Source organism: Pseudomonas alcaligenes (genome assembly GCF_041729615.1).
Classification (GTDB): domain Bacteria; phylum Pseudomonadota; class Gammaproteobacteria; order Pseudomonadales; family Pseudomonadaceae; genus Aquipseudomonas; species Aquipseudomonas alcaligenes_B.
Genome location: NZ_CP154874.1, coordinates 1,191,355 through 1,215,488, shown reverse-complemented (window position 1 = coordinate 1,215,488; position 24,134 = coordinate 1,191,355). Strand labels below are relative to the sequence as shown.

16 protein-coding genes and 1 pseudogene are annotated in these 24,134 nt (G+C 69.5%); 8 read left to right on the top strand and 9 right to left on the bottom strand.

What is annotated here, in order from left to right; genetic code table 11:
- Positions 1-80: 80 nt before the first annotated feature.
- The 3 genes from dsbD to AAG092_RS05800 all read right to left on the bottom strand — a co-directional run bounded on the left by dsbD (position 81) and on the right by AAG092_RS05800 (position 5,660).
- Positions 81-1,871 (bottom strand): protein-disulfide reductase DsbD, encoded by a 1,791-nt coding sequence (dsbD, locus tag AAG092_RS05810; protein ID WP_373388923.1) that lies wholly within the window; start codon positions 1,869-1,871, stop codon positions 81-83.
- 107 nt (positions 1,872-1,978) lie between these two features.
- Complete coding sequence (locus AAG092_RS05805) at positions 1,979-2,872, bottom strand: methyl-accepting chemotaxis protein (RefSeq protein WP_373389563.1); 894 nt, start codon at positions 2,870-2,872, stop codon at positions 1,979-1,981.
- A 1,150-nt stretch (positions 2,873-4,022) separates the two neighbouring features.
- Complete coding sequence (locus tag AAG092_RS05800) at positions 4,023-5,660, bottom strand: diguanylate cyclase (protein ID WP_373388922.1); 1,638 nt, start codon at positions 5,658-5,660, stop codon at positions 4,023-4,025.
- Between the two features lie 243 nt (positions 5,661-5,903).
- Here AAG092_RS05800 and AAG092_RS05795 point away from each other — a divergent pair, with 243 nt between their 5' ends.
- The 4 genes from AAG092_RS05795 to speA all read left to right on the top strand — a co-directional run bounded on the left by AAG092_RS05795 (position 5,904) and on the right by speA (position 10,168).
- Positions 5,904-6,974 (top strand): DUF2333 family protein, encoded by a 1,071-nt coding sequence (locus AAG092_RS05795; protein WP_373388921.1) that lies wholly within the window; start codon positions 5,904-5,906, stop codon positions 6,972-6,974.
- Complete coding sequence (locus AAG092_RS05790) at positions 6,974-7,510, top strand: NUDIX hydrolase (protein ID WP_373388920.1); 537 nt, start codon at positions 6,974-6,976, stop codon at positions 7,508-7,510. Before AAG092_RS05795 ends, AAG092_RS05790 begins: the two co-directional genes overlap by 1 nt.
- A gap of 252 nt (positions 7,511-7,762) precedes the next feature.
- Positions 7,763-8,134 (top strand): translation initiation factor Sui1, encoded by a 372-nt coding sequence (locus AAG092_RS05785; RefSeq protein WP_373388919.1) that lies wholly within the window; start codon positions 7,763-7,765, stop codon positions 8,132-8,134.
- A 120-nt stretch (positions 8,135-8,254) separates the two neighbouring features.
- Positions 8,255-10,168, top strand: a complete 1,914-nt coding sequence (gene speA, locus AAG092_RS05780) for an arginine decarboxylase (RefSeq protein ID WP_373388918.1) — start codon at positions 8,255-8,257, stop codon at positions 10,166-10,168.
- A 122-nt stretch (positions 10,169-10,290) separates the two neighbouring features.
- On the opposite strand, the gene AAG092_RS05775 is transcribed toward speA, so the two are convergent.
- From AAG092_RS05775 to AAG092_RS05765, 3 genes are read right to left on the bottom strand one after another with little or no spacing between them, the layout of a single operon-like run.
- A complete protein-coding gene (locus tag AAG092_RS05775) occupies positions 10,291-10,749 on the bottom strand; it encodes a DUF2214 family protein (protein WP_373388917.1) in 459 nt (152 codons plus the stop codon).
- A gap of 9 nt (positions 10,750-10,758) precedes the next feature.
- The gene (locus AAG092_RS05770; protein ID WP_373388916.1) at positions 10,759-11,793 is read right to left on the bottom strand and encodes a diguanylate cyclase; all 1,035 of its coding nucleotides are present in this window, start codon (positions 11,791-11,793) and stop codon (positions 10,759-10,761) included.
- A 12-nt stretch (positions 11,794-11,805) separates the two neighbouring features.
- Positions 11,806-13,152: an MATE family efflux transporter gene (locus AAG092_RS05765; protein WP_373388915.1), complete on the bottom strand. Its 1,347-nt coding sequence runs from the start codon at positions 13,150-13,152 to the stop codon at positions 11,806-11,808.
- 162 nt (positions 13,153-13,314) lie between these two features.
- On the opposite strand from AAG092_RS05765, the gene AAG092_RS05760 reads away from it, so the two are divergent.
- The 3 genes from AAG092_RS05760 (at position 13,315) to AAG092_RS05750 (ending at position 19,373) form a co-directional block, all read left to right on the top strand.
- Positions 13,315-13,779 (top strand): aminoacyl-tRNA deacylase, encoded by a 465-nt coding sequence (locus AAG092_RS05760; RefSeq protein ID WP_373388914.1) that lies wholly within the window; start codon positions 13,315-13,317, stop codon positions 13,777-13,779.
- 84 nt (positions 13,780-13,863) lie between these two features.
- The gene (locus AAG092_RS05755; protein WP_373388913.1) at positions 13,864-18,765 is read left to right on the top strand and encodes an alpha-2-macroglobulin; all 4,902 of its coding nucleotides are present in this window, start codon (positions 13,864-13,866) and stop codon (positions 18,763-18,765) included.
- A 212-nt stretch (positions 18,766-18,977) separates the two neighbouring features.
- Entirely contained in the window at positions 18,978-19,373 is a 396-nt protein-coding gene (locus AAG092_RS05750) for an endonuclease domain-containing protein (protein WP_373388911.1), read from the top strand.
- A 73-nt stretch (positions 19,374-19,446) separates the two neighbouring features.
- On the opposite strand, the gene AAG092_RS05745 is transcribed toward AAG092_RS05750, so the two are convergent.
- On the bottom strand, positions 19,447-19,737 hold the full coding sequence (locus tag AAG092_RS05745; protein WP_373388910.1) for a hypothetical protein: 291 nt from the start codon (positions 19,735-19,737) through the stop codon (positions 19,447-19,449).
- 80 nt (positions 19,738-19,817) lie between these two features.
- On the opposite strand from AAG092_RS05745, the gene pbpC reads away from it, so the two are divergent.
- A complete protein-coding gene (pbpC, locus tag AAG092_RS05740; protein ID WP_373388909.1) occupies positions 19,818-22,139 on the top strand; it encodes a peptidoglycan glycosyltransferase PbpC in 2,322 nt (773 codons plus the stop codon).
- A gap of 7 nt (positions 22,140-22,146) precedes the next feature.
- On the opposite strand, the gene AAG092_RS05735 is transcribed toward pbpC, so the two are convergent.
- Both AAG092_RS05735 and AAG092_RS05730 read right to left on the bottom strand, forming a co-directional pair.
- Positions 22,147-22,863: a methyl-accepting chemotaxis protein gene (locus AAG092_RS05735; RefSeq protein WP_373389562.1), complete on the bottom strand. Its 717-nt coding sequence runs from the start codon at positions 22,861-22,863 to the stop codon at positions 22,147-22,149.
- Between the two features lie 144 nt (positions 22,864-23,007).
- Positions 23,008-24,039 (bottom strand): annotated as a pseudogene (locus AAG092_RS05730) (methyl-accepting chemotaxis protein); the annotation flags it as partial.
- Between the last annotated feature and the right edge of the window lie 95 nt (positions 24,040-24,134).

The window sequence follows — 24,134 nt, the reverse complement described above, 5'->3', positions numbered from 1 at the left end:
TGCCGAAAGCGCCGCAGGCTGTCCAGTTGCCGGGAGTAGTCGGCACGATGGCCGAAATTTGCGGCAGAAATATGACGTCGTCAGTTCTGGCGAGCGGCGGCGCGGGTCAGGCGTTCGGCGAAGTCGGCGGCACTGATTTCACCTACGACACGCAGATCGGCCCATTCGTCACCCTTTTCGCCGAAGAACAGGATCGCCGGCGGGCCGAACAGCTGGTAACGGTCGAGCAGGGCGCGCTGGTCCTCGCGGCTCTCGGTGATGTCGAAACGGATCAGCCGGTAGCCGCCCAACTGCGCGGTGACCGCCGGGGCGGTGAGCACTTCGCGCTCGATCACCTTGCAGCTGATGCACCAGTCGGCGTACCAGTCCAGCAGCAGCGGCTGGCCGGCGGCCTTGGCCGCGGCCAGGGCGGCGTCCAGCTCGGCCGGGGTGGTGACGGTCTGCCACTCGCCGTGTGCGGGCGCATCCGCCGTGGCGACGACGGCGGCCTCGGCGCGCCCCAGCGGGCGCAGCGGGTCGCCCTCGCCCTGCAGGGCACCGATCCAGGCGATCACCGCGTAGACCAGCAGCGGCAGGCCGAGCAGCTGCGCCAGCTTCTGGTGATGGGTCTTGGGCGTCAGCTCCAGCACACCCAGCCACAGAGCGATGCCGGCAGCCAGCAGGCCCCACAGGGCCAGGGCGACCGGTGCGGGCACCACGCGTTCTAGCAGCCACACGGCCACCGCCATCAGCAGGGCGCCGAAGGCGTTGCGCACGGTGACCATCCAGGGGCCGGACTTCGGCAGCAGGGCGCCGCCGCCGACGGCGAACAGCACCAGCGGCGCGCCCATGCCCAGGCCCAGAGCGAGCAGCTTGAGGCCGCCGCCGAGGGCGTCGCCGCTGCTGCTGATATACAGCAGGGCGCCGGCCAGCGGCGCCGACACGCAGGGCGATACCAGCAGGCTGGAGAGCACGCCGAGGGCGGCGGCGCTGAAGATGGTGCCGCCGTGCAGGCGCTGGCTCAGGCGCTGCAGCGGGGCGTCGATGGCGGCCGGCAGGCGCAGTTCGAGGAAGCCCAGGCTGGCGGCGCCGAACAGGGTGAAGAAGATGGCGAAGGGCACCAGCACCCAGGGCGACTGCAGGCGCGCCTGCAGGTTGAGTTCGGCGCCGAACAGGCCCATCAGCGCGCCGAGGATGGCGAAGCTCAGCGCCATCGGCAGCACATAGGCCAGCGACAGCACCAGGCCGCGGGCGCCGCCTGGCTGACCGCGCAGCACTACGCCGGTGAGGATCGGCAGCATCGGCAGCACGCAGGGGGTGAAGGTCAGGGCCAGGCCGCCGAGGAAGAACAGCGCCAGTTCCTTCCAGGTCCAGCCGCTCGGCGCGGTGGCCGGCGCCGGGCTGGCGCTGGGCTGCGCCGCACCCTGGCCATCGACCTCGATGCGCTCGCTCTCCGGCGGGTAGCACAGGCCCTTGTCGGCGCAGCCCTGGTAGCCGACATGGATGGTGAAGGGCAGGCCGATGGGGTTGTCGATCGGCAGCGTGATGTCGGTGATGCCGTAGTACACCTCGACGTCGCCGAAGTATTCGTCATGCTTGGGCTCGCCGGCCGGCAGCATGGCCTCACCCTTGGCCAGGTCGCTGGGCTCGATGCGGAAGCTGAAACGGTGCTTGTAGAGGTAGTAGCCCTCGGCATTGACGAAACGCAGCTTGACCGACTGCTCGCCGCTTTCCACCAGGCTCAGGCGGAAGGCCTCGCGCACCGGCAGGAAATCGCCGCTGTTGTTCAGCGGGGCGTCGTCGATGATGCCGCGTGGCGCCGGGTCCTCGAACAGGCCGGCTAGCGCGGGCAGGGTGAACAGCAGCAGGAACAGGGGCAACAGACGGCGCATGACGGACTCGCACGAAAGAGGTGCCGGCATCATACCCAAGTCGTCCGCCCGGCCACAGGCGACCCGTGGGCGCAGGGTGTCAGCGGATATTGCCGGCCGACGTGCGGCTAGACGCGGAAGGCCTGCACCGCCGTGTGCAGCTGGCCACCCAGCTGCAGCAGCTGCTCGCCCTGGGCACGGCCCTCGCCGATGCGGCTGAGGTTGTCGCCGCCGAGGCTGTGGATGCGCTCGCTGCGGTCGCGGATCTCGCTGGCCGCGCCGCCCTGCTGGGCGGTGGCCTCGGCGATGCGCTCGGCCATGCTGGCGATGGTGCGGATGGCGCCGACCACCTCGTCCAGCGCGCCATCGGCCTGCTCGGCCTGGCCGGCGGTGGCCTCGGCGTGCTCGACCTGGGCGCGCATGGCCGCCACCGACTGCTGGGCGGCCTGCTGCAGGCGGGCGATCAGCTGCTGGATTTCCTCGGTGGCGCCGCTGGTGCGCTGGGCCAGCGAGCGCACTTCCTCGGCCACCACGGCGAAGCCGCGGCCCATCTCGCCGGCGCGCGCCGCCTCGATGGCGGCGTTGAGGGCGAGCAGGTTGGTCTGCTCGGCCACGCCACGGATCACCGTCAGCACCGAGCCGATGGTGGCGGTCTCGGCGGCCAGCTGTTCGATGGACTGGGCGTTGCCCTGCACCTCGCCGACCAGTGCATGCAGGCCGGTGAGGCTCTGTTCGATGACCCGCTGGCCCTGTTCCACGGCACGGCTGGCGGCGCGACTGGCCTCGGCGGCCTGGCTGGCGTCGGCGGCGACGCTGGCGATGGTGTGCTCCAGCTCGCCCAGGGCGTCGCGGATCTGCGCGGTATCGGCCAGCTGGCGCTCGGCGCCGCCGTGCAGGCCCTGGCTCAGCTCGGCCAGGGTGCGGCTGCTGCCGGCCACCTCGCCGGCGTGCTGGTGGATGGTGCCGACCAGCTCGACCAGGTAGCGGCGCAGGCGGTTGAGCGAGTCCTCGATATCGCGCATCTCGCGGGTACGCGCCTGCAGCTGGATGTCGGCGGCGAAATCGCCGGCGGCCCAGGTCGACAGGGCCGGGGCCAGGCGCGTCAGGACATGGCTCATGCGCCGCTGGATCTGGTCCAGGAGCAGGGCGATGAGCAGGATCAGGCCGATCGCCAGGCCCTGGATCAGGCGCACCTCGCCCTGGATGCGTCCGTGCTCGGCGCGCACCGCCGGCTCCAGCTCGGCCAATGCCTGCTGCAGCTGCGCTACCTTGGCCGCACTGGCGGTAGCCAGCGCGCTGCGCTGCTCGATCAGGGCGCGGGTGCGAGCCAGCTCGGCCGGGTAGCGCTTGATCAGGCTGGCCAGGTCGCGCTTGAGGGCGATGCCCTGGTCTTCGGCCTGCTGCTGTTCGGCGCCGCTGTCGAGGCCGAGCAGGTCGGCGAAGCTGCTGGCGGCCGAGTCGGCGCTGGCGGTCACGCCCAGCAGAGGCAGGGCATCCAGGGCGCTGGCCAGCTGGGCCAGGGCCTGCAGTTCGCGCTCGACATCCGCCGCCAGCTCGCTGCGCCCGCTGCTTACCAGCTTGCCGCGCGCATGGGCCAGGCGTGCCAGGTGCTGGGCGGCGCGGAACAGCGGCTGCTGGTAGGTCGCGGCCGCCGAGCTGGCGCTGTCCGCGGCGTATTTCTGCAGCTGATCGAGGGCCCCGCCGATCTCGCGCTCGGCCTGTAGCAGCAGGCCCTGGGGGTCGCCGGCCAGCTTGCCGGCGGCCAGCAGGTCGCCGGCGATGAAGGTGCTCAGCTCGGCCAGGCTGGGGCGCAGGTTGTCGGCCAATGCGCCGGGCAGGACCTCCAGCTGGGCCTCCAGTTCGGCGATGGCCTGGCTGGCCTGGCTGTGGCGCAGGGCATCGCCGCTGCCCAGGTAGGCCTGTACGTTGCCGGCGACCTGGTGCTGGAACTGCTGGGACAGGTTGAGGTAGCGCTGCATCAGCAGGTAGGGCTGCTCCAGCGCCCGCTCCGACCACCACAGAGTGGCGCCGAGGGCGACGCAGGCGGTGACGAGGAGGGCGGTGGAGAGATTGGTGAGCTGCTTGAGACGCATGGGGCACCGGAAAACGACCTAGGCGATGCCCCGCAGGTTATTGCGGTTTGGTTACGGCTTTATGACGGCATGACGCGGATCACGCTTCGTCGCGGTGGAGCGCCACCCGGTGGATCTCCACCCGGTTGCGCCCGCCGCGCTTGGCCACGTAGAGCGCCTCGTCGGCCTGCTTGGACAGGGTGTTGCAGTCCATGCCCTCGGCCAGTTCGGCGATGCCGCAGCTGAAGGTGCAGGACAGGTCCTGGGGCTGTGCCGGGTAGTGGATCTCGGCGAAGCGCCGGCGGATCTCGTCGAGCACCTTGGCCGCGGTGACGGCGTCGGTGTCCGGCAGCACCACGGCGAACTCCTCGCCGCCGTAGCGGCCGATGTAGTCGGTCTTGCGCAGGCGCTGCTTGAGGAACAGCGCCAGGCTCTTGATTACCCGGTCGCCCATGGGGTGGCCGTAGGTGTCGTTGACCTTCTTGAAATGGTCGATGTCGAGCATGGCGAAGGTCAGCGGCTGGCCGTCGCGGCGGGCGCGGAAACGCGCATCCTCCAGCAGCTGCAGGGTGTGAGTGTGGTTGTACAGCCCGGTGAGGCTGTCGCGCACCATGCGTGCCTTGAGATTACGTGCGCGGGCCGCGCGGTTGCGCACGGTGGCGATCAGGTGGCGCGGCTTGATCGGCTTGGTCAGGAAGTCGTCGCCGCCCTCGCTCATGGCATCGAGCTGCTTGTCCAGGTCGTCCTCGGCGGACAGGTAGATGATCGGCACGCTGACATAGCGGTCGTTGTGGCGGATCACCTTGGCCAGTTCGGTGCCGTTGCACTCGGGCATGTACATGTCGAGGATGATCAGGTCGGGCTGGAACTCGGCCAGCTCGGCCATGGCCTGGATCGGCTCGGTGAGGGTGCGGGTGACGATGCCGGCGCTGTTCAGCACGCGCTCGGTGTGGGTGGCCTGGGCCCGCGAGTCGTCGACGATCAGCACCTTGTAGGGGTCGTAGTGGACCACGTTGGTGAGGATCTCGATGCGCTCGATCAGGCTGGAGGCGTCCAGGGTACCGGTGAAGAACTCCTGGCCGCCGGCGCGTACTGCGGCCAGGCGGGTCGGGGTGTCGACGTCCTGATGGCTGAAGAACAGCAGTGGCAGTTTCTGCTCCAGGCCCTGCTGGGCCTCGTCGGCCAGGGTCAGGCCGAGACCGGGGCCGGCGAAGTCCACTTCCATCAGGATGGCGGCCGGGTGGCGCTCGGCCATGGCCGCACGGAAGGCCGGGGCGCTGTCCAGGGCCTGGGCACTGAGGCCGAAGAATTCCAGCTGCTGGGCCAGGCGTTCGGCGCGCTCGCGGTCCTGCAGGGCCAGGTACACCGGCTTGCGCAGCGGCGGCAGAAAGGTCTGCTCGTACTGGTCGCCATGGCGCAGGCCGGTACGCGACAGGCGCTGCATCAGCTGGTTGATTTCGGTGATCAGCGGGCTGGTGAGGCGGCCGCGATTCGCTTCCACGGCATCCAGACAGTGGCCGATGGCGCTGGCCAGCTGGATATGCACGTCCTGCTCGAAGCGCTCGGCGTAGCGCAGCAGGCCCAGGTTGGCCTCGACCATCTCGGCCATCACGCCGGCATCCCACTCCTGCTGCTGCAGGCGCTGCCATACTTCCAGCACCTGGCGGGCCTGATGGATCACGCGCTTGGCGAAGTGCTGCTTGAGGCGGTCGCGACTGGGGTCTTCGTGCTCGGTCATAAGGGCATCTGGCTGGTGCAGGCCTCGAGTGCTGCGTGATGGCGTCATGCTACCACTGGTTATTATCTGTACGACAACCATCGATCATCTGGCGCCGGTTTTCCAGCATTTGGCCGAATCAGCCGCATGTACAACCTATGAGACCATTCCGACACTGCTTCCGATCCGAGCTTCACTTATAGTGCTGTCGAGGAATCGGCCGCAGCAAGAGCGGACGACGGGTGCAAGCTAAGGACCAAGATCATGCTGGACTGGAAGAATCGCGCGGGCGAGCTGCGTGACAACCTCGGAGACTCGGTTGATGGCGTGCGCAGCTACGCACGCGGTGGCTGGCTGGGCAAGACGCTGGGTAGCCTGCTCGGCCTCTACCTGCTCGCCGCCCTGCTGGTTGGCTGGTACTGGAGCCAGGAGCCTGAGCTGTTCCCGGTGCAGCAGCATGCCCAGGCCGCGGCCGAGCAGGCCCAGCGCAAGCTGGTCAGCGGCTACACCACGGTGGAGACCCTCAAGCAGGTGTCCGAGACCCTGCTGAGCAAGCCCGGCGGCTACCTGTCCAACGACATCGCCCCGCCCGGCCTGTGGCTGGACAACATGCCGGCCTGGGAATACGGCGTGCTGGTGCAGGTGCGCGATCTGTCGCGGGCGCTGCGCAAGGACTTCGCTCGCTCGCAGTCGCAGTCCACCGAGGACCCCAACCTGGCCAAGGCCGAGCCGCGCTTCAACTTCGACAACAAGTCCTGGGCCCTGCCGGCCTCCGAGGCCGAGTATGCCGAGGGCATCAAGTCGCTGGATCGCTACCTGGCCGCCCTGGCCGACCCAGGCCAGCCCAAGGCGCAGTTCTATACCCGCGCCGACAACCTCAACAACTGGCTGGGCGACGTCGCCACCCGCCTCGGTTCGCTGTCCCAGCGCCTGTCCGCCAGCGTCGGCCGGGTACGCCTGAACACCGACGTGGGCGAGGGCCAGGGCGCGCCCGTGGGCGAGAGCCTGCCGGTGCGCGAGGAGGAGGTGAAGACCCCCTGGCTGCAGATCGACAACGTGTTCTACGAGGCCCGTGGCCAGGCCTGGGCGCTGTCGCACATCCTGCGCGCCATCGAGGTGGACTTCGCCGACGTGCTGGCGAAGAAGAACGCCACCGTCAGCGTGCGGCAGATCATCCGCGAGCTGGAGGCGGCCCAGGAGCCGCTGTGGAGCCCGATGGTGCTCAACGGCAGCGGCTACGGGGTGCTGGCCAACCATTCGCTGGTGATGGCCAACTACATCTCCCGCGCCAATGCCGCGATCATCGACCTGCGCACCCTGCTGAGCCAGGGCTGATGGCCATCAGCGCGCGCGAGGCGGCGCACCGGGCCGCCTCCGACGCCGAGCGCATCGCCTGGGTCGACGAGCAGGACCACCTGCTCGGCAGCCTGCCACGTGCCGAACTACGCGAACGCGGGCTGATCGGGCGCGGCACCTTCATCCTGCTGTTCAACACGCGCGGTGAGCTGTGCGTGCACCGGCGTACCCTGAGCAAGGCGATCTATCCCGGCTACTGGGATGTGGCGGCCGGCGGCATGGTCGGCGAAGGCGAGAGCTATGCCGAGTCCGCCGCCCGCGAGCTGCACGAGGAGCTGGGCATCGCCGGCGTGGCCCTGCACGAACATGGGCGTTTCTTCTTCGATGTGCCGGGCAATCGCCTGTGGTGCGCGGTGTACGCGGCCGTCTCCGACGCGCCGCTGCGCCTGCAGCCGGAGGAGGTGCTGGAGGCACGCTTCATCGCCCCGCAGCAGGCGCTGGAGGAGGCGCTGGGCAAGCCCTACTGCCCGGACTCGCTGCAGGCCTTGCGGCTGTACCTGGCCGCCCTGGCCTGAGCCGCCGCGGCCCGCGCCGGGCCTGGTTTTGTGCAGTATTTCCGTGCGCGGCGTGCGCGATGCCGCACGAGGTCGCCAATCCGTCGATCAATGGCGCAATTTCGCACTTAGCATCCCGGCCTTTTGCCCTTACACTGCGCCACCTTTCCAAGCCAGGCGCCATGCCTGGTTGCGCTGCCCCTGCCTGAGTGGGGCTTCGCGGTCGGTTGCCTGCCGGCCAGTCGCTATCCTGACCCCTACGAGGAAAAGCCGGTGGTCAAGAAAGCTTCGTCGTTCTCCGCCCTGGGCGGTCTCGTCTATTCCACCGATGCCGGTCGGCACTGCCCCGACTGTGGCCAGCCCGTGGCCGCCTGCATCTGCAAGCAGAGCCGGATTCCCGAAGGCGACGGCATCGCCCGCGTGCGCCGCGAGACCAAGGGCCGTGGCGGCAAGACCGTCACCACCGTCACCGGCGTGCCGCTGCCCGAGGCCGAGCTGAAGGAGCTGGCCAGCGCCCTGAAGAAGCGTTGCGGCTGCGGCGGCGGGCTCAAGGACGGGGTCATCGAGATCCAGGGCGACATGGTTGAGCTGCTCCTCGAAGAGCTGGCCAAGCGCGGCTTCAAGGCCAAGAAATCCGGCGGCTGAGCCGGGGTTTCCTAAACTTCCCCGAGAGCGGTGCGCTGCAGGCACCGGCAATCGTCATATCCATGCTCTATACCAGGCTGCCCATGGGCGGCACTTTTCCCTCGCCAACAGGAGACCTCGATGGCCGCAAGACGCACCCGCAAAGACGATGGCAGCCAATGGACAGTCGCGGACAGCCGCAGCGTGTATGGCATTCGCCACTGGGGCGCCGGCTTCTTCTCGATCAACGACGCCGGCCGTGTCGAGGTGCGCCCCAATGGCCCGGACAGCGCGCCGATCGACCTCTACGCCCAGCTCGACGGCCTGCGTGAGAGCGGCCTGTCGCTGCCGCTGCTGGTGCGTTTCCCGGACATCCTGCAGTCGCGCGTGCGCCAGCTGACCAGCGCCTTCGACGCCGCCATCGAGCGCCTCGAGTACGGCAGCCGCTACACCGCCCTGTACCCGATCAAGGTCAACCAGCAGGAAGCGGTGGTGGAGAACATCATCGCCACCCAGGACGTCTCCATCGGCCTGGAGGCCGGCTCCAAGCCCGAGCTGATGGCCGTGCTGGCGCTGGCGCCGAAGGGCGGCACCATCGTCTGCAACGGCTACAAGGACCGCGAGTTCATCCGCCTGGCGCTGATGGGCCAGAAGCTCGGCCACAACGTGTTCATCGTGATCGAGAAGGAATCCGAGGTGCAGTTCGTCATCGAGGAGGCGGCCAGGATCAAGGTCACCCCGCAGGTGGGCCTGCGCGTGCGCCTGTCCTCGCTGGCGTCCTCCAAGTGGGCCGACACCGGCGGCGAGAAGTCCAAGTTCGGCCTGTCCGCCGCGCAGATCCTCTCGGTGGTCGAGCGCCTCAAGCAGGCCAAGCTGGACCAGGGCATCCGCCTGCTGCACTTCCACATGGGCTCGCAGATCGCCAACATCGCCGACTACCGCAAGGGCTTCCGCGAGGCCATCCGCTACTACGGCGAGCTGCGTGCCCTCGGCCTGCCGGTGGACCACATCGACGTCGGCGGCGGCCTCGGCGTGGACTACGACGGTACCCACTCGCGCAACGCCAGCTCGATCAACTACGACATGGAGGACTACGCCGCCACCGTGGTCGACATGCTCAAGGAGTTCTGCGACCGCCAGGACATCCCGCATCCGCACATCTTCTCCGAGAGCGGCCGGGCGATGACCGCGCACCACGCCGTGCTGGTGGTGCAGGTCACCGACGTCGAGCGGCACAACGACGAGGTGCCGCGCATCGACGCCAGCGTCGAGCAGCCGGAAGTGCTGCAGGTGCTGATCGAACTGCTCGAGGACAGCGATCCGGAGATGGTCGCCGAGACCTACTGGCGCGCCACCCACTACATCGAGGAAGTGGCCGCGCAGTATTCCGCCGGCAAGCTCAACCTGGCGCAGAAGGCCCTGGCCGAGCAGTGCTACTTCGCCATCTGCCGGCGCCTGCACAACCAGCTCAAGGCGCGCCAGCGTTCGCACCGCGCGGTGCTCGACGAGCTCAACGACAAGCTGGCGGACAAGTACATCTGCAACTTCTCGGTGTTCCAGAGCCTGCCGGACACCTGGGCCATCGGCCAGATCCTGCCGATCCTGCCGCTGACCCGCCTGGACGAGGAGCCGCTGCGCCGCGCCGTGCTGCAGGACCTGACCTGCGACTCGGACGGCAAGATCAAGCAGTACGTCGACGAGCAGTCGATCGAGACCAGCCTGCCGGTGCACGAGGTGCGCGAGGGCGAGGACTACGTGCTCGGCGTGTTCCTGGTCGGCGCCTACCAGGAGATCCTCGGCGACATGCACAACCTGTTCGGCGACACCGACTCGGTGAACATCTACCAGCGTCCGGACGGCAGCGTGTTCCACACCGGTATCGAGACCCACGACACCATCGAGGACATGCTGCGCTACGTGCACCTGTCGCCCGAGGAACTGATGACCTACTACCGCGACAAGGTGGCCGGGGCCAAGCTCAGCGCCGCCGAGCGCGCCCAGTACCTGGATGCGCTGCGCCTGGGCCTCACCCGTTCGTCCTACCTGGCGACCTGAGCCAGCGGCAGCTCCTGCGCGTGAACGAAAAAGCCCGGCATTCGCCGGGCTTTTCTCTGCACGGTAGCCCGGATGCAATCCGGGACAGGCGCCCCCCGGATTGCATCCGGGCTACAACATGATTAACCGCCGAACATCCCGTGGCCACGCGCCATCAGGCTGGCCAGGAAGGGCAGGCAGAGCAGCAGGAGCAGCTCGATGCGGATCACCCACAGGGTGCGCCGGGCCGTGGCCGGGCTGATGCTCGGCGCCTTGCCGGCCAGCAGCTCGTTGCGCCAGCCGAAGAAGGTCAGGGTCGGCACGATCGACAGCAGGCCGATCAGCAGGAACAGGCTGACCTTGGCGTGGAACAGCCCGTTGTGCAGGTAGTAGTCCAGACCCTTGCCGTACCACAGCACCCGCACCAGGCCGGTGGCCAGCACCAGGCCGGCGCTGATGCCGTAGGCGATGTCGATGCGTTGCAGGCGGCGGGCGGTGGCGGCGTCCAGTTCGGCCTTGAACAGCACGTGCTCGCTGGTGAGCAGGGCGAACAGCACGAAGATCGACAGGTAGTGCAGGCTGGCGGCGATGGCGTCGGCCATGGGGGCTCCTCAGATGGTGGGATCGGCATGGACCGTACGGTTGCGGCCCTGTTGCTTGGCCTGGTAGAGGGCGCGGTCGGCGCGCTCCAGCAGTTCGGCCTGCGGCTCGCCCGGGCAGGCCAGGGCGGTGCCCAGGCTGGTGGTCATCGGGTGCTGGAGCGCGCCGATGCTCATCGGCTGGTCGGCGATGGTATGGCGCACGCGCTCGGCGATCAGACTCAGCTCGTGCTCGTCATGCACCGCCACCAGGGCGACGAACTCCTCGCCGCCCAGGCGTACCAGCAGATCGTTCGGGCGTAGCGCCGCGGCCATGCGCCGGGCGCTCTGCCACAGCACCTGGTCGCCACCGGCATGGCCGAACTGGTCGTTGACCTGCTTGAAATGGTCGAGGTCGATGTAGATGGCGCCCAGGCTCAGGCCGGCGGCCAGGGCACTGGCCTGTTCGCGGGCGAAGAACTGGTCGAGGGCGGCACGGTTCCACAGTTGGGTCAGGGCGTCGATCAATGCTTTGCGCTGCTCGCGGTTGACCGCCTGGCGCAGCTGCTGGGCCTGCTGGCCCATGCTGCGCAGCTGCAGGTAGCCCTCGGCCAGGGTGGCCAGGTCGCGCAGGCGCAAGCGCTCCTGCTGGCTCAGCCCGCGCGGCTGGGGATGCAGTATGCACAGGGTGCCGATCGGCTGGTTATCGTGGAACAGCGGCTGGCCGGCGTAGAAGCGGATGAAGGGCGGTCCGGTGACCACCGGATTGTCGGCGAAGCGTGGGTCCTGCCGCGCATCCTCCACCACCAGCGGACTGCGCTGGGCCACGGCGTGGCCGCAGAAGGAGATGTCGCGCGGGGTCTCGGTCAGCTCCAGGCCGATACGTGCCTTGAACCACTGGCGGTCGTGGTCGATCAGGCTGACCAGCACCGTCTCTACCCCGAACAGCTCGCGGGTCAGGCGTACCAGGGTGTCGAGGTATATCTCGGCAGGTGTATCGACCAGCTCCAGGTCGTCCAGGGCGCGCTGGCGCAGGTGTTCATCGGCAGGGCAGGGGGCAGGCAGCATATCCATCTCCGCTCAGTGTTGGGGGGCCAGCCAGGCATCTTGCCGGTGCAGGCGCCAGCCGAGAACGGCCAGGCTGAGCCCACGCATCAGCATAAAGCATAGGAGCGCCAGCCACAGGCCGTGGTTGCCCAGGCCGCGCAGCAGCCAGCCGAGGGCCAGGCCCAGGGCCACGCTGACCAGCATGGCGTTGCGCATCTCGCGGGCTCGGGTGGCGCCGATGAACAGGCCGTCGAGCAGGTAGCTCCACACCGCCACCAGCGGCAGGGTGGCCAGGTAGGGCAGGTACTGGTAGGCCACCGCGCGCACGGCGGCGATGTCGCTCTGCAGCTCGACGAACAGCCGGCCGCCGAGCAGGAACAGCAGGGCGAACAACAGGCTGCCGAGCAGCGACCAGCCGCCGGCCACCACCAGGGCGCGGCGCAGCGCCAGGCGGTCGCGCGCGCCGATGGCATGGCCGCACAGCGCCTCCACCGCGTGGGCCAGGCCGTCGAGGGCAAAGGCGGCGAGCAGCAGGCCGTTGAGCAGCAGGGCGTTGGCCGCCACCGTGGCGTCGCCCAGGCGGGTGCCCTGCACAGTGATGAGGAAGAACACCAGGTGCAGGGCCAGGGTGCGGATCAGGATGTCGCGGTTCACCGCCAGCAGCGCGCGCCAGCTGTGCCACTGGCGCAGCGCCGCGCGGTCGATTCGCCCTGGGTGGCGCTCGAGGGTGCGCCAGGCGAGAAACAGGCCGAGCAGGGCGCCGCACCATTCGGCGAGCACCGAGGCGCGCGCCGAGCCGAGTACGCCCCAGTCCAGGCCGAGGACGAACCACAGGTTGAGGGCGACGTTGAGCAGGTTGGTGGTCAGCATCACCGCCAGTGCCCCGCGCGCGCTCTGCGTACCGAGCAGCCAGCCGATCAGCGCGGCCACCGCCAGGGTCGCCGGCAGACCCAGCAGGCGCTCATGGAAGAAGGCGCGGGTCAGCGCGTCGAGCTGCGCCGAGGGGCGCATCAGCTGCAGCGCCAGGTCGCTCAGGGGGATGGCCAGCAGGCCGACCAGCAGGGCGATCAGCCCGGCCAGGGCCAGGCTCTGCAGCAGCACCTGGCGCAGCGCGGCGCCGTCGCCGCGGCCCACCGCCTGGGCGGCGAACCCGGTGGCGCTCATGCGCAGGATGCCGAACACCCCGACCAGCATGGCGTACAGGCTGCCGCCCACGGCCACCGCACCGAGCTGGTGGGCGTGCGGCAAATGGCCGATCACCGCCGTATCCACCAGCGCCACCAGGGGCACCGAGAGGTTGGACAGGATCATCGGCGCGGCCAGCGCCCAGACCCGCCTGTGGGTCGGGGCATGGCGCCAGGCGGCGAGCAGTGCGGGCATGGGCGATTCCGGCAAAAGGCCGATTATAGGCGCGCAGGCATAGCGCAAAGCCATCTAACGCACTGCCCCGGATAGTCGCAAGTGCAAGGCCGGGCGAGCGCCGCGCCGGCTAGACTGCAAGCAACGGAGGGCCGCAGCTGGTCGCGGCCGAGGAGGTGCAGCATGCGCATGGCCGAAACCCTGGTCCGCAGCCTGAAGCGGGCCGACTGTCATTACGATCTGGTCGAACACGAGCATTCCGCCACCAGCCTGGAGTCGGCGCGCAAGGCGCGCATCCCGGCCGAGCGCATGGCCAAGTCGGTGGTGCTCGACGACCGCCGAGGCCACTACCTGATGGCCGTGCTGCCGGCCAACCGCCTGCTCGACCTGAACAAGGTGCACAAGGGACCCTGGCGCTGGCAGCTGACCCGCGAGCAGAACCTCGGCAGCCTGTTCAAGGACTGCGAGCGCGGCGCCATCCCGGCCATCGGCGAAGCCTACGGCATGGGCATGCTGATCGACCCGGCGCTGGCGCGCCAGGCCGACATCTATCTGGAGGCCGGTGACCACGAGAGCCTGGTGCGTCTGCCGATCGAGGACTTCTTCCGCCTGGCGCCGAATGCCCAGCTCTGTGAGCTGAGCCATTAGCGAACTGCGTGGCGGTTCCTCGAAGGTGGTGGTCGGCTCGGCTATAGTGCTGAGCTTCCCACCTCACTCTTCCGAGAGTCTGCCATGCATTGCAAAGGATTGTTTCTGGCCGTCGCGCTCGCGCTGCTGAGCGCCTGTGATTCCTCCACCCCCGATACCCCGGCGCCCACCACCAGCCCCGCCGCCACGCAGGATGCGGCGCGGCCGGCGGTGGACCAGGCGGCGCTGGCCAAGCGCTACGCCGGCCGCGAGCTGAGCGTGGCCGATGCCTCGGAAATCCAGCTGGACGGCGCCAGCACCCTGTCGGTGAGCTTCAGCGTGCCGCTGGACCCGGACCAGGACTTCGCCAGCAAGCTGCACCTGGTCGACAAGAAGAGCGGCAAGGTCGACGGCGCCTGGGAGCTTTCGGACAACCTGATGGAGCTGCGCCTGCGCCACCTGGAACCGCGGCGCAGCCTGGTGCTGTCGGTCGACCCCGGCCTGCGCGCGATCAACGGCAGCGAACTGGCCGCCGAGTACAGCGCCACCCTCGACACCCGCGATCTGCAGCCCACGGTCGGCTTCGCCAGCCGTGGCTCGCTGCTGCCGACCCGCCTGGCCGAGGGCCTGCCGGTGATCGCGCTGAACGTCGACAAGGTCAACGTCGAGTTCTTCCGCATCAAGCAGGAGGCCCTGCCCAGCTTCCTCGCCCAGTGGGGGCGCAACGCCAACCTCGACACCTGGCAGTCGCGCGAGCTGCTGCCGATGGCCGAGCTGGTCTATGGCGGGCGCTTCGACCTCAATCCGGCGCGCAACACCCGCGATACCCTGCTGCTGCCGATCGCCGGCCTGGAGCCGTTCAAGCAGCCCGGCGTTTACCTGGCGGTGATGCGCCAGGCCGGTACCTACAACTATTCGCAGCCGGCGACCCTGTTCACCTTGAGCGACATCGGCCTGTCGGTGCACCGCTACCACGGCCGCCTGGACGCCTTCGCCCAGGCCCTGGAAGGCGGCAAGGCGCTGGAGGGCGTGCAAGTCGAACTGCTCGGCGACAAGGGCCAGGTGCTGGCCAGCGCTGAGACCGACGACAGCGGCCATGCCGAGCTGCCGTTGCCGGACAAGGCCACCCTGGTGCTGGCCCGCCAGGGCGAGCAGACCAGCCTGCTCAACCTCGGCAGCCCGGCCCTTGACCTGGCCGAGTTCGACATCACCGGCCCGCTGGCCAACCCGCTGCAGTTCTTCGTGTTCGGCCCGCGCGACCTGTATCGCCCCGGCGAGCTGGTCCTGCTCAACGCCCTGCTGCGCGATGCCGATGGCCGCGCGGTGCAGCCGCAGCCGGTCAACGTGGAAGTGCGCCGGCCGGACGAGCAGGTCAGCCGCAAGTTCGTCTGGGAGCCAGGCGCGGGCGGCCTCTACCAGTACAAGCTGCAACTGGCCGGCGAGGCGCCGACCGGGCGCTGGCAGCTGCTGTTCGACTTCGGCGGCGGTCGTCGCCAGGTCTACGAATTCCTGGTCGAGGATTTCCTCCCCGAGCGCCTGGCACTGGAGCTGAAGGGCAGCGAGACGCCCATCGCGCCGAGCGACGAGGCGCGCTTTCAGGTCGAGGGGCGCTACCTCTACGGTGCGCCGGCCGCCGGCAACCGCCTGACCGGCCAGGTCTACGTGCGTCCGCTGCGCGAGGCCGTGGCGGCGCTGCCCGGTTACCAGTTCGGCTCGGTCACCGAGGAGGAGCTGAGCCAGGACCTGGAGCTGGAGGAGACCATCCTGGACGCCCAGGGCAAGGCCACGGTCGGCGTGGAGAACCGCTGGGCCGAGGCCAAGTCGCCGCTGCAACTGATCCTCCAGGCCAGCCTGCAGGAATCCGGCGGTCGCCCGATCACCCGCCGCCTGGTGCAGCCGGTGTGGCCGGCCGAGCGCCTGCCGGGCCTGCGCGGCCTGTACGACGGCGACAGCGTGGACGGCGACGGCCTGGCCGAGTTCGAGATCCTGCTGGCCGACCCGGCCGGCAACAAGCTGGCCAGCGACAACCTGCAGGTGCGTCTGATCCGCGAGCGTCGCGACTACTACTGGAGCTTCTCGGAGAGCGAGGGCTGGAACTACCACTACAACGAGAAGTTCCTCAACCTGGGCGAGGAGAGCATCCAGGTCGCCGCCGGCGGCACCGCCAGGGTCAGCTTCCCGGTGGAGTGGGGCCCCTATCGCGTCGAGGTGACCGACCCCCAGACCGGCCTCACCAGCAGCCTGCGCTTCTGGGCCGGCTACTCCTGGCAGGACAACACCGAGGGCGGCGCGGTACGCCCGGACCAGGTCAAGCTGGCGCTGGACAAGCCGGCCTATGGCGCCGGCGACACGGCCCAGGTCACCGTCACCCCGCCGGCCGGTGGCAGCGGCTACCTGATGGTCGAGTCCAGCGACGGCCCGCTGTGGTGGCAGGAGATCGAGGTGCCCGCCGAGGGCAAGAGTTTCGACATCCCGCTGGCCAAGGAGTGGGCGCGGCATGACCTGTACGTCAGCGCCCTGGTCATCCGCCCCGGCGAACGCAAGGCGGGCGCCACGCCCAAGCGCGCCGTGGGCCTGCTGCACCTGCCGTTCGACCGCGCGCCACGCCAGCTGCAGGTCAGCCTGACCGCACCGGAGAAGATGCGTCCGCAGCAGCCGCTGAAGGTCAAGGTGCAGGCGAAGAACGCCGACGGCAGCATTCCGCAGAAGGTCAACGTGCTGGTGGCGGCGGTGGACGTCGGCATCCTCAATATCACCGAATACCAGACGCCCGATCCGTTCGTCGAGCTGTTCGGCCGCAAGGCCTATGGCGTCGACCAGCTCGATGTCTACGGCCAGCTGATCGAGGCCGGCCAGGGGCGCCTGGCCAAGCTGGCCTTCGGTGGCGACGCGGCGCTGGCCAAGGGCGGCAAGCGTCCGGACACCAGCGTCACCATAGTCGCTTTGCAGAGCGTGCCGATTGAGCTGAACGCCCAGGGCGAAGGCGACGTCAGCCTGGACATCCCCGACTTCAACGGCGAACTGCGCCTGATGGCCCAGGCCTGGACCGACGAGCGCTACGGCATGGGCGAGGGCAAGACGGTGGTGGCCGCGCCGCTGGTGGCCGAGCTGTCGGCGCCGCGCTTCCTCGCCGGTGGCGACGAGACCAGCGTGGCCCTGGACCTGACCAACCTGTCCGGTGCTGCACAGAAACTCGAGGTGCAGATCGAGGCCGAAGGCCAGCTGAGCCTGGCGGACCCCGCCGGCCATAGCGCGCCACTGGCCCTCGACCAGGCCCAGCGCCACACCCTGCGCATTCCGGTCCGCGCGGCCGGCGGCTATGGCACCGGCGTGCTGCGGGTCAAGGTCAACGGCCTGAGCCTGCCGGGCGAGAACCTGCCGGCCTTCGCCCGCGAGTGGCGCATCGGCGTGCGCTCGGCCTGGCCGGCGCAGCAGCGGCACCTGCGCAGCGTGCTGCAGGGCGACAGCTGGCAGCTGCCGGCTGGCACCCTGGCGGCCTTCGAGCCGGCCGGGCGCGAGGCGCTGCTCAGCGTCTCCAGCCGCCCGCCGCTGAACCTGGCCGAGCAGATCCAGGCGCTCAGGGCCTACCCCTATGGCTGCCTGGAGCAGACCACCAGCGGCCTGTACCCCTCGCTCTACGCCGACGCGGCGACGCTGCAGAAGCTCGGCCTGGAGGGTGAGCCGGACGAGCAGCGGCGCAACTCCATCGAGATCGGCATCGAGCGTCTGCTGGGCATGCAGCGCTACAACGGCAGCTTCGGCCTGTGGGGCTCGGACAGCGAGGAAGAGTATTGGCTGACCGCCTACGTCACCGACTTCCTCCTGCGCGCCCGCGAGCAGGGTTTCGCCGTGCCGCCGGAGGCGCTGGAGAAGGCCAGTGAACGCCTGCTGCGCTATCTGCAGGATCGCCAGCTGGTCGACGTTGGCTACAGCGACAACCTCGACCACACCCGCTTCGCCGTGCAGGCCTACGCCGGCCTGGTGCTGGCGCGCAGTCAGCAGGCGCCGCTGGGCAGCCTGCGCGCGCTGTACGACCGCCGCGCCGACGCCAAGTCCGGCCTGCCGCTGGTGCAGCTGGCCGTGGCCCTGCAGAAGATGGGCGACAAGCCGCGCGCCGACGAGGCCCTGGCCCTCGGTCTGGGACTCGGCCGCCAGCGCCAGGAGTGGCTGGCCGACTACGGCAGCCCGCTGCGCGACCAGGCGCTGATCTACGCCCTGCTGGAAGAGAACGACCTGGCCGCCGGCAGCCGTGACCAGCTGCTGTTCAGCCTGGCCGAGGAGCGCGCGCTGCAGGACTACCTGTCGACCCAGGAGCGCAACGCCCTGTTCCTCGCCGGCCGCGGCCTGATCAAGACCCCGGAGAAGAGCTGGAACGCCGTGCTCGAAGCCGGCGGCCAGGTGCGCGAGCTGAGCAACGCGCAGCCGGCGGTCAAACTGGACGGCGCCAGCCTGAGCGAGCCGCTGAGCCTGAGCACCGGCTTCGCCGACAAGCTCTACCAGCAGCTGACCATCTCCGGCTACCCGACCCAGGCGCCGGCCGCGCGCGGCAACAACCTCAGCATCGAGCGCGGCTTCTACGGCCTCGACGGTCGTCCGCTGGACCTCGGTAACCTGGCCAGCGGCCAGCTGGTGCTGGTGCACCTGGCGGTGCGCGCCGAGGAGCGCGTGCCCGACGCCCTGGTGGTGGACCTGCTGCCGGCCGGCCTGGAGTTGGAAAACCAGAACCTGGCGCAGAGCGCTGCCAGCCTGGACGACGCCAGCAGCGCGGTGAAGGAGTGGCAGAAGGCGATGCAGAATGCGGCGATCAAGCACCAGGAGTTCCGCGACGACCGCTTCGTCGCCGCCGTCGACGTCAATGGCTACGACACCACCCACCTGCTGTACCTGGCCCGCGCCGTCACCCCCGGCAGCTACCGGGTACCGCCGCCTCAGGTCGAGTCGATGTACCGCCCGGCGTGGAACGCGGTGGGGGCGGCGCCGGCGCAACTGGTGGTGAGGGAGCGCTGAACAGCACCCTCTCCCTAGCCCTCTCCCGTAAACGGGAGAGGGGACTGGCCGTGCGGGAGGTTAGTACGGGGTTGTCCTACGAACTCACACGTCCAGGGGCCAGAGGACGATGTTGGAGTGGCAGGTGCGTGCAGGGAGCCGAGATGGAGTCACCCCTCTCCCGCTCGCGGGAGAGGGGCGGGGGAGAGGGCAGCAGGAGCAAGGAGGCTCCCATGGGGCTGAGGGAAAACGCCAAGACGCTGCGAACCCATATGACAGACGCCGAAGCGCGGCTCTGGTATCAGCTGCGCGCCCATCGTTTCATGGGCCTCAAGTTCAAACGACAGAAACCCGTAGGTCGCTACATAGTCGATTTCGTCTGCCTGGAGTACTTTCTGGTAATCGAGTTGGACGGTGGGCAGCATATGGAACAGGCCGATCAGGACCGCGAGCGGGATCAGTATCTAAGCGAGCGAGGTTATCGGGTGCTGCGCTTCTGGAACCATCAGGTACTGCGTGAGATGGAGGCGGTGCTGGAGCGGATTCGTCTGGAGGTTGGTCCCTCTCCCTACGCGGGCCGCCCCGGCCCCTCTCCACTTGGCGTGCCCCCACAAGTGGGCGAGGGGTGACGACAGTCAATGGTCCCTGCGCGGACTGCTCCCTCTCCCGTTCACGGGAGAGGGCCGGGGAGAGGGTAGGGCTTCAACTCACGATCAAACTCAACAACCACAACCCCAGCAACCCATAGACCACCATGCGCACGAAGGCCTTGCGCATGCCGGCGCGGACGGCGGCATAGAGCAGCAACAGGCCGCAGACCATGGCGACGATGCTGAGCAGGCCGACGTCGGTGCCCAGTGCGCTGGCCAGGCCGTCGAGGAAGCTGCGGCCGATGTCGGCGAACAGGCCGAAGAAGCCGCTGAGGGCGTCGACGATGAAACGGATCAGGGTGCCGAGGGCATGGCCCAGCCATTCGAAGAAGTCTTGGATCAAGGTATGAATATCCGCAGGGCCGGTAAGGGTTGCCGCGCAGCATGCCATAGCCGATGCCCCTCGCGCAGCGAGGGCCGGCGATGAAGCGCTGGCGGCGCAGGCTGGCGCTGATCGCCCTGCCGCTGGCCCTGCTGTGGCTGGCCGACCGCCTGTTCCCGCTGCCCTTGCCGGAGGACGGCCTGGCCCGCGTGGTGCTGGCCGAGGACGGCACGCCGCTGTGGCGCTTCGCCGATGCCGAAGGCGTGTGGCGCTACCCGGTGACCACGGACGAGGTCTCGCCCTACTACCTCGAGGCGCTGCTGACCTATGAGGACCGCTGGTTCTACCAGCACCCCGGGGTCAACCCGCTGGCCCTGGGGCGTGCTGCCTGGCAGAACCTGTCCGGCGGGCGCGTGCTGTCCGGTGGCAGCACTCTGTCGATGCAGGTGGCGCGCCTGCTCGATCCGCACCAGCGGACCCTCGCCGGCAAGTTCAAGCAGCTGTGGCGCACCCTGCAGCTGGAGTGGCACCTGTCCAAGGACGAGATCCTCGCCCTCTACCTCAACCGCGCGCCCTTTGGCGGCACCCTGCAGGGCGTGGCGGCGGCCAGCTGGGCCTACCTGGGCAAGCCGCCAAGCCAGCTGACCCGCGCAGAGGCCGCGCTGCTTGCCGTGCTACCGCAGGCGCCCAGCCGGCTGCGCCCGGACCGCCACCCCGAGCGTGCCCAGGCCGCGCGCGACAAGGTGCTGCGGCGCCTGGCACAGTTCGCGCAATGGCCACAGTCGGCGGTGGACGAGGCGTTGCAGGAGCCGGTGCTGCTGGCGCCGCGCCAGGAGCCCAACCTGGCGCCGCTGCTGGCACGACGGCTGAACGTGGCGGGCAGCCCGCCGCTGATCCGCACCACCCTCGATGCCAATCTGCAGCGACGGCTGGAGGACCTGCTGCTGGGCTGGCGCGCGCGCCTGCCGGAGCGCACTTCGGCGGCCATCCTGGTGGTCGACAGCGAGAGCATGGCGGTGCGCGCCTACCTCGGTTCGCTGGATGTCGGGGATGACAAGCGCTACGGCCATGTCGACATGATCCGCGCCCAGCGCTCGCCCGGCTCCACGCTCAAACCGTTCCTCTATGGCCTGGCCATGGACGCCGGGCTGATCCACTCCGAATCGCTGCTGCAGGACGTGCCGCGGCGCTACGGTGACTACCGGCCGGGCAACTTCGCCGCCGGTTTCACCGGCCCGGTATCGGCCAGCGAAGCGCTGGCCACCTCGCTCAACCTGCCTGCCGTGCAGCTGCTGGAAGCCTATGGACCCAAGCGCTTCGCCGGCGAGCTGCGCGGCGCCGGGGTGCCGTTGGCGCTGCCGGCCGGCGCCGAGCCGAACCTGGCGCTGATCCTCGGTGGCGCCGGCAGCCGCCTGGAAGAACTGCTGGCCGGCTACAGCGCCTTCGCCCGTGGCGGGGTGGCCGCGCGGCCACGGCTGCAACCGCAGGACGCGCTGCACGAGCGACGTCTGCTCTCGCCCGGCGCGGCCTGGGTGGTGCGGCGCATACTTGCCGGGCAGGCGCGGCCGGACCGTGACCCGCGCGCCGAGCTGGTGCAGCGTCCCGTATTGGCCTGGAAGACCGGCACCAGCTACGGCTTCCGCGATGCCTGGGCGATCGGCGTCGGTCCGCGCCACCTGATCGGCGTGTGGATCGGCCGCCCGGACGGCACGCCGGTGCCCGGCCAGTTCGGCCTGGCCTCGGCCGCACCATTGCTGCTGCAGGTGCACGACCTATTGGTCAACCGCGACCGCCAGCGCGGCCTGGTGCCGCCGCCACAGGAGGTGCCGGCGAGCATCGGCGTGGCGGCGATCTGCTGGCCGCTGGGCCAGGCGCTGGCCCGCGACGACCCCAACTGCCGGCGCCAGCGTTTTGCCTGGACCCTCGACGGCACCGTGCCGCCGACCCTGCAGGCGGCCGACCAGCCGCTGGGGCTGGGCTTGAGCCAGCGTGTCTGGCTGGATGCGCATGGCCGGCAGGTGGCGGCCAGCTGCGAAGGCGCACGGGAAAGCCAGATCGCCCTGTGGCCGGCGCCGCTGGAACCCTGGCTGCCACGCCGCGAGCGGCGCGCCGCGCGCCTGCCGGCGGTCTCCGCCAGCTGTCCGCCCGCGCTGCCGCCACCGGCGGCGCCGCTGTCCATCGTCGGGGTGCGCGAGGGTGACCGCCTGCGCCGCCCGGCCGGCAATGCCGGGCCGCTGCGCCTGAGCCTCTCGGCCCTGGGCGGCAGCGGCACGCGCTGGTGGTTCCTCAATGGCGCGCCGCTGGGCGAGAGCCAGCCGGGCGAGAGCCTCGAGCAGAAGCTCGAGGCGACCGGGCTCTACCAGCTCAGCCTGCTCGACCAGAGCGGGGCGACGGCGCGGGTGGAGTTCCGCGTCGACGACTGAGCTCGCCTCAGGCTAGCTTGAAACGGTTGACCAGGGTCTGCAGCTCGCCACCCAGGCGCGCCAGGTCGACGCTGGCGGCCGAGGTTTCCTCGGTGGCCGCGGCCGACTGCTCGGCCACATCGCGGATGCTGGACACGCTGCGGTTGATCTCCTCGGCCACCGAGCTCTGCTGTTCTGCGGCGGTGGCGATCTGCTGGTTCATCTGCTGGATATTCGACACCGCCAGGTTGATCGCCTGCAGCGCCTCGCCGGCCTGGCGGGCGGCGGTCACGGTGTCGCCGGCCTGCTCGCGGCTCTGGCCCATGGTCTGCACCGCGCCTTCGGCACCGCTCTGCAGGGTGCTGATCAGGCCCTCGATCTCCGCGGTCGATTCCTGGGTGCGACGTGCCAGCGCGCGTACCTCGTCGGCCACCACGGCGAAGCCGCGTCCGGCCTCGCCGGCGCGGGCCGCCTCGATGGCCGCATTGAGCGCCAGCAGGTTGGTCTGCTCGGCAATGCTCTTGATCACGTCGAGCACGGTGCCGATGTTGTTGCTGTCCTGCTTCAGGCGCTCGATGGAGCCGGCCGACTGCTCGATGCTCTGCGCCAGGTTCTCGATGCGGGCGATGGCCTGCTGCACGGTGTGGCTGCCCTGGGCCGCCTGGTAGTCGGCCTGCTCGGCGGAACCGGCGGCGGCCTCGGCGTTGCGCGCGACATCCTGCACGGTGGCGGTCATCTCGTTCATCGCCGTGGCCACCTGTTCGGTCTCCATGCGCTGCTGCGCGACCCCGGCGCTGGTCTGCTCGGTCACCGCGGACATTTCCTCCGCCGCCGTGGCCAGCTGCTCGATGCCGCTGCTCAGGCGGGTCAGCAGGTTGCGCAGGCTCTCGGTCATGGCCTGCATGGCTTGCATCAGCTGGCCCAGCTCGTCGCCCCGGCTCGTCTCGATGTTCTCCGACAGGTCGCCCTCGGCCACCTTGCGCGCCAGGCCGACCACCTGCTGCAGGGGGCGCACGATCAGCTGGGTGATCAGTAGGGCACAGGCCAGGCCGATGATGAAGGCGATCACGCTGGCGCTCAGCAGCAGGGCTTCGGCCTGGCTGGCTTCCTCCTCGAGTGTCTTCATCTGCAGGGCCAGGGAGTCGGCCGAGGCCTTGGCGACCAGGCGGGCGCGCTCGGTCATGTCGCTTTCGCTGCTATCGCGCTGCGCCACGGCCTGACGCAGGCGCTCGAAGTCGCCGCGGTAGACGTCGAGCTGCTGCAGGGCGGCATCGATGTCGGCACGCGCGGCCGGGTCGTCCAGCTGGGCGCGCAGTTCCTGGCCGAGCTGCTGCAGGCCGTCGAACTGGCTCTGCAGGCGCTGGGCATGTTCGGCCGCGCCGCTGATGATGAAGTTCTTCTCGTGGCGCCGGGCGTCGAGCATCTGCCGGGCCAGGGTGCTGGCTTGGTTGGCGAATTCCAGGGTGCGGATGCTGTTCTCGTCGCCGCTCTGGCGGATCTGCTCGACGGCGACCTGGTTCAGGCGCTGCTCCAGCTCGTCGAACTGCACCAGGGCCTCACGGGCGGCCTTCTCCATGGCGGCCTGTGCTTCACGATTACCGGAACTGGCGCGTTCCAGGGCCTGCAGCTGCTGGCGGTAGGCGGTCGCCTCGGTGCGGATCGCCTGCATCAGCGCGATGGTTTCCGGGCGGCTCATCACCGCCAGGCTCTCGTCCACCAGACGGTCGATCTCGTCGATGGCCTTGAGCGCCTCGCGCAGGTACTTGTCATCGCCGCGCAGGATGAAGTTCTTCTCGTCCTGGCGGGCATGGGCCAGGGTGCTGTCGATCTGGTTGACCCGCAGCAACACGTCGAAGCGCCACAGGGTGCTTTCCAGCGCCCTCTGGCTGGTCAGGGCTACGCCCAGGGTGATCAGCAGCACCAGGCCGAACCCGCATAGGAGCTTCTTGCGGACGCTGAGGTCGAGTAGGAGGGTCTTGAGCACGATGTATTCCTCTGAAACCAACTGAGCCGGAT

What these genes read in the sequence shown, in the direction of transcription:
- AAG092_RS05765 (WP_373388915.1), bottom strand. Translation starts at nt 13,152, where the DNA reads ATGCCCGCACTGCTCGCCGCCTGGCGCCATGCCCCGACCCACAGGCGG.
- AAG092_RS05755 (WP_373388913.1), top strand. Translation starts at nt 13,864, where the DNA reads ATGCATTGCAAAGGATTGTTTCTGGCCGTCGCGCTCGCGCTGCTGAGC.
- pbpC (WP_373388909.1), top strand. Translation starts at nt 19,818, where the DNA reads ATGAAGCGCTGGCGGCGCAGGCTGGCGCTGATCGCCCTGCCGCTGGCC.
- AAG092_RS05775 (WP_373388917.1), bottom strand. Translation starts at nt 10,749, where the DNA reads ATGGCCGACGCCATCGCCGCCAGCCTGCACTACCTGTCGATCTTCGTG.
- AAG092_RS05795 (WP_373388921.1), top strand. Translation starts at nt 5,904, where the DNA reads ATGCTGGACTGGAAGAATCGCGCGGGCGAGCTGCGTGACAACCTCGGA.
- dsbD (WP_373388923.1), bottom strand. Translation starts at nt 1,871, where the DNA reads ATGCGCCGTCTGTTGCCCCTGTTCCTGCTGCTGTTCACCCTGCCCGCG.
- AAG092_RS05790 (WP_373388920.1), top strand. Translation starts at nt 6,974, where the DNA reads ATGGCCATCAGCGCGCGCGAGGCGGCGCACCGGGCCGCCTCCGACGCC.
- AAG092_RS05735 (WP_373389562.1), bottom strand. Translation starts at nt 22,863, where the DNA reads ATGAACGAGATGACCGCCACCGTGCAGGATGTCGCGCGCAACGCCGAG.
- AAG092_RS05750 (WP_373388911.1), top strand. Translation starts at nt 18,978, where the DNA reads ATGGGGCTGAGGGAAAACGCCAAGACGCTGCGAACCCATATGACAGAC.
- AAG092_RS05760 (WP_373388914.1), top strand. Translation starts at nt 13,315, where the DNA reads ATGCGCATGGCCGAAACCCTGGTCCGCAGCCTGAAGCGGGCCGACTGT.
- AAG092_RS05805 (WP_373389563.1), bottom strand. Translation starts at nt 2,872, where the DNA reads ATGCGCGATATCGAGGACTCGCTCAACCGCCTGCGCCGCTACCTGGTC.
- AAG092_RS05770 (WP_373388916.1), bottom strand. Translation starts at nt 11,793, where the DNA reads ATGCTGCCTGCCCCCTGCCCTGCCGATGAACACCTGCGCCAGCGCGCC.
- AAG092_RS05800 (WP_373388922.1), bottom strand. Translation starts at nt 5,660, where the DNA reads ATGACCGAGCACGAAGACCCCAGTCGCGACCGCCTCAAGCAGCACTTC.
- speA (WP_373388918.1), top strand. Translation starts at nt 8,255, where the DNA reads ATGGCCGCAAGACGCACCCGCAAAGACGATGGCAGCCAATGGACAGTC.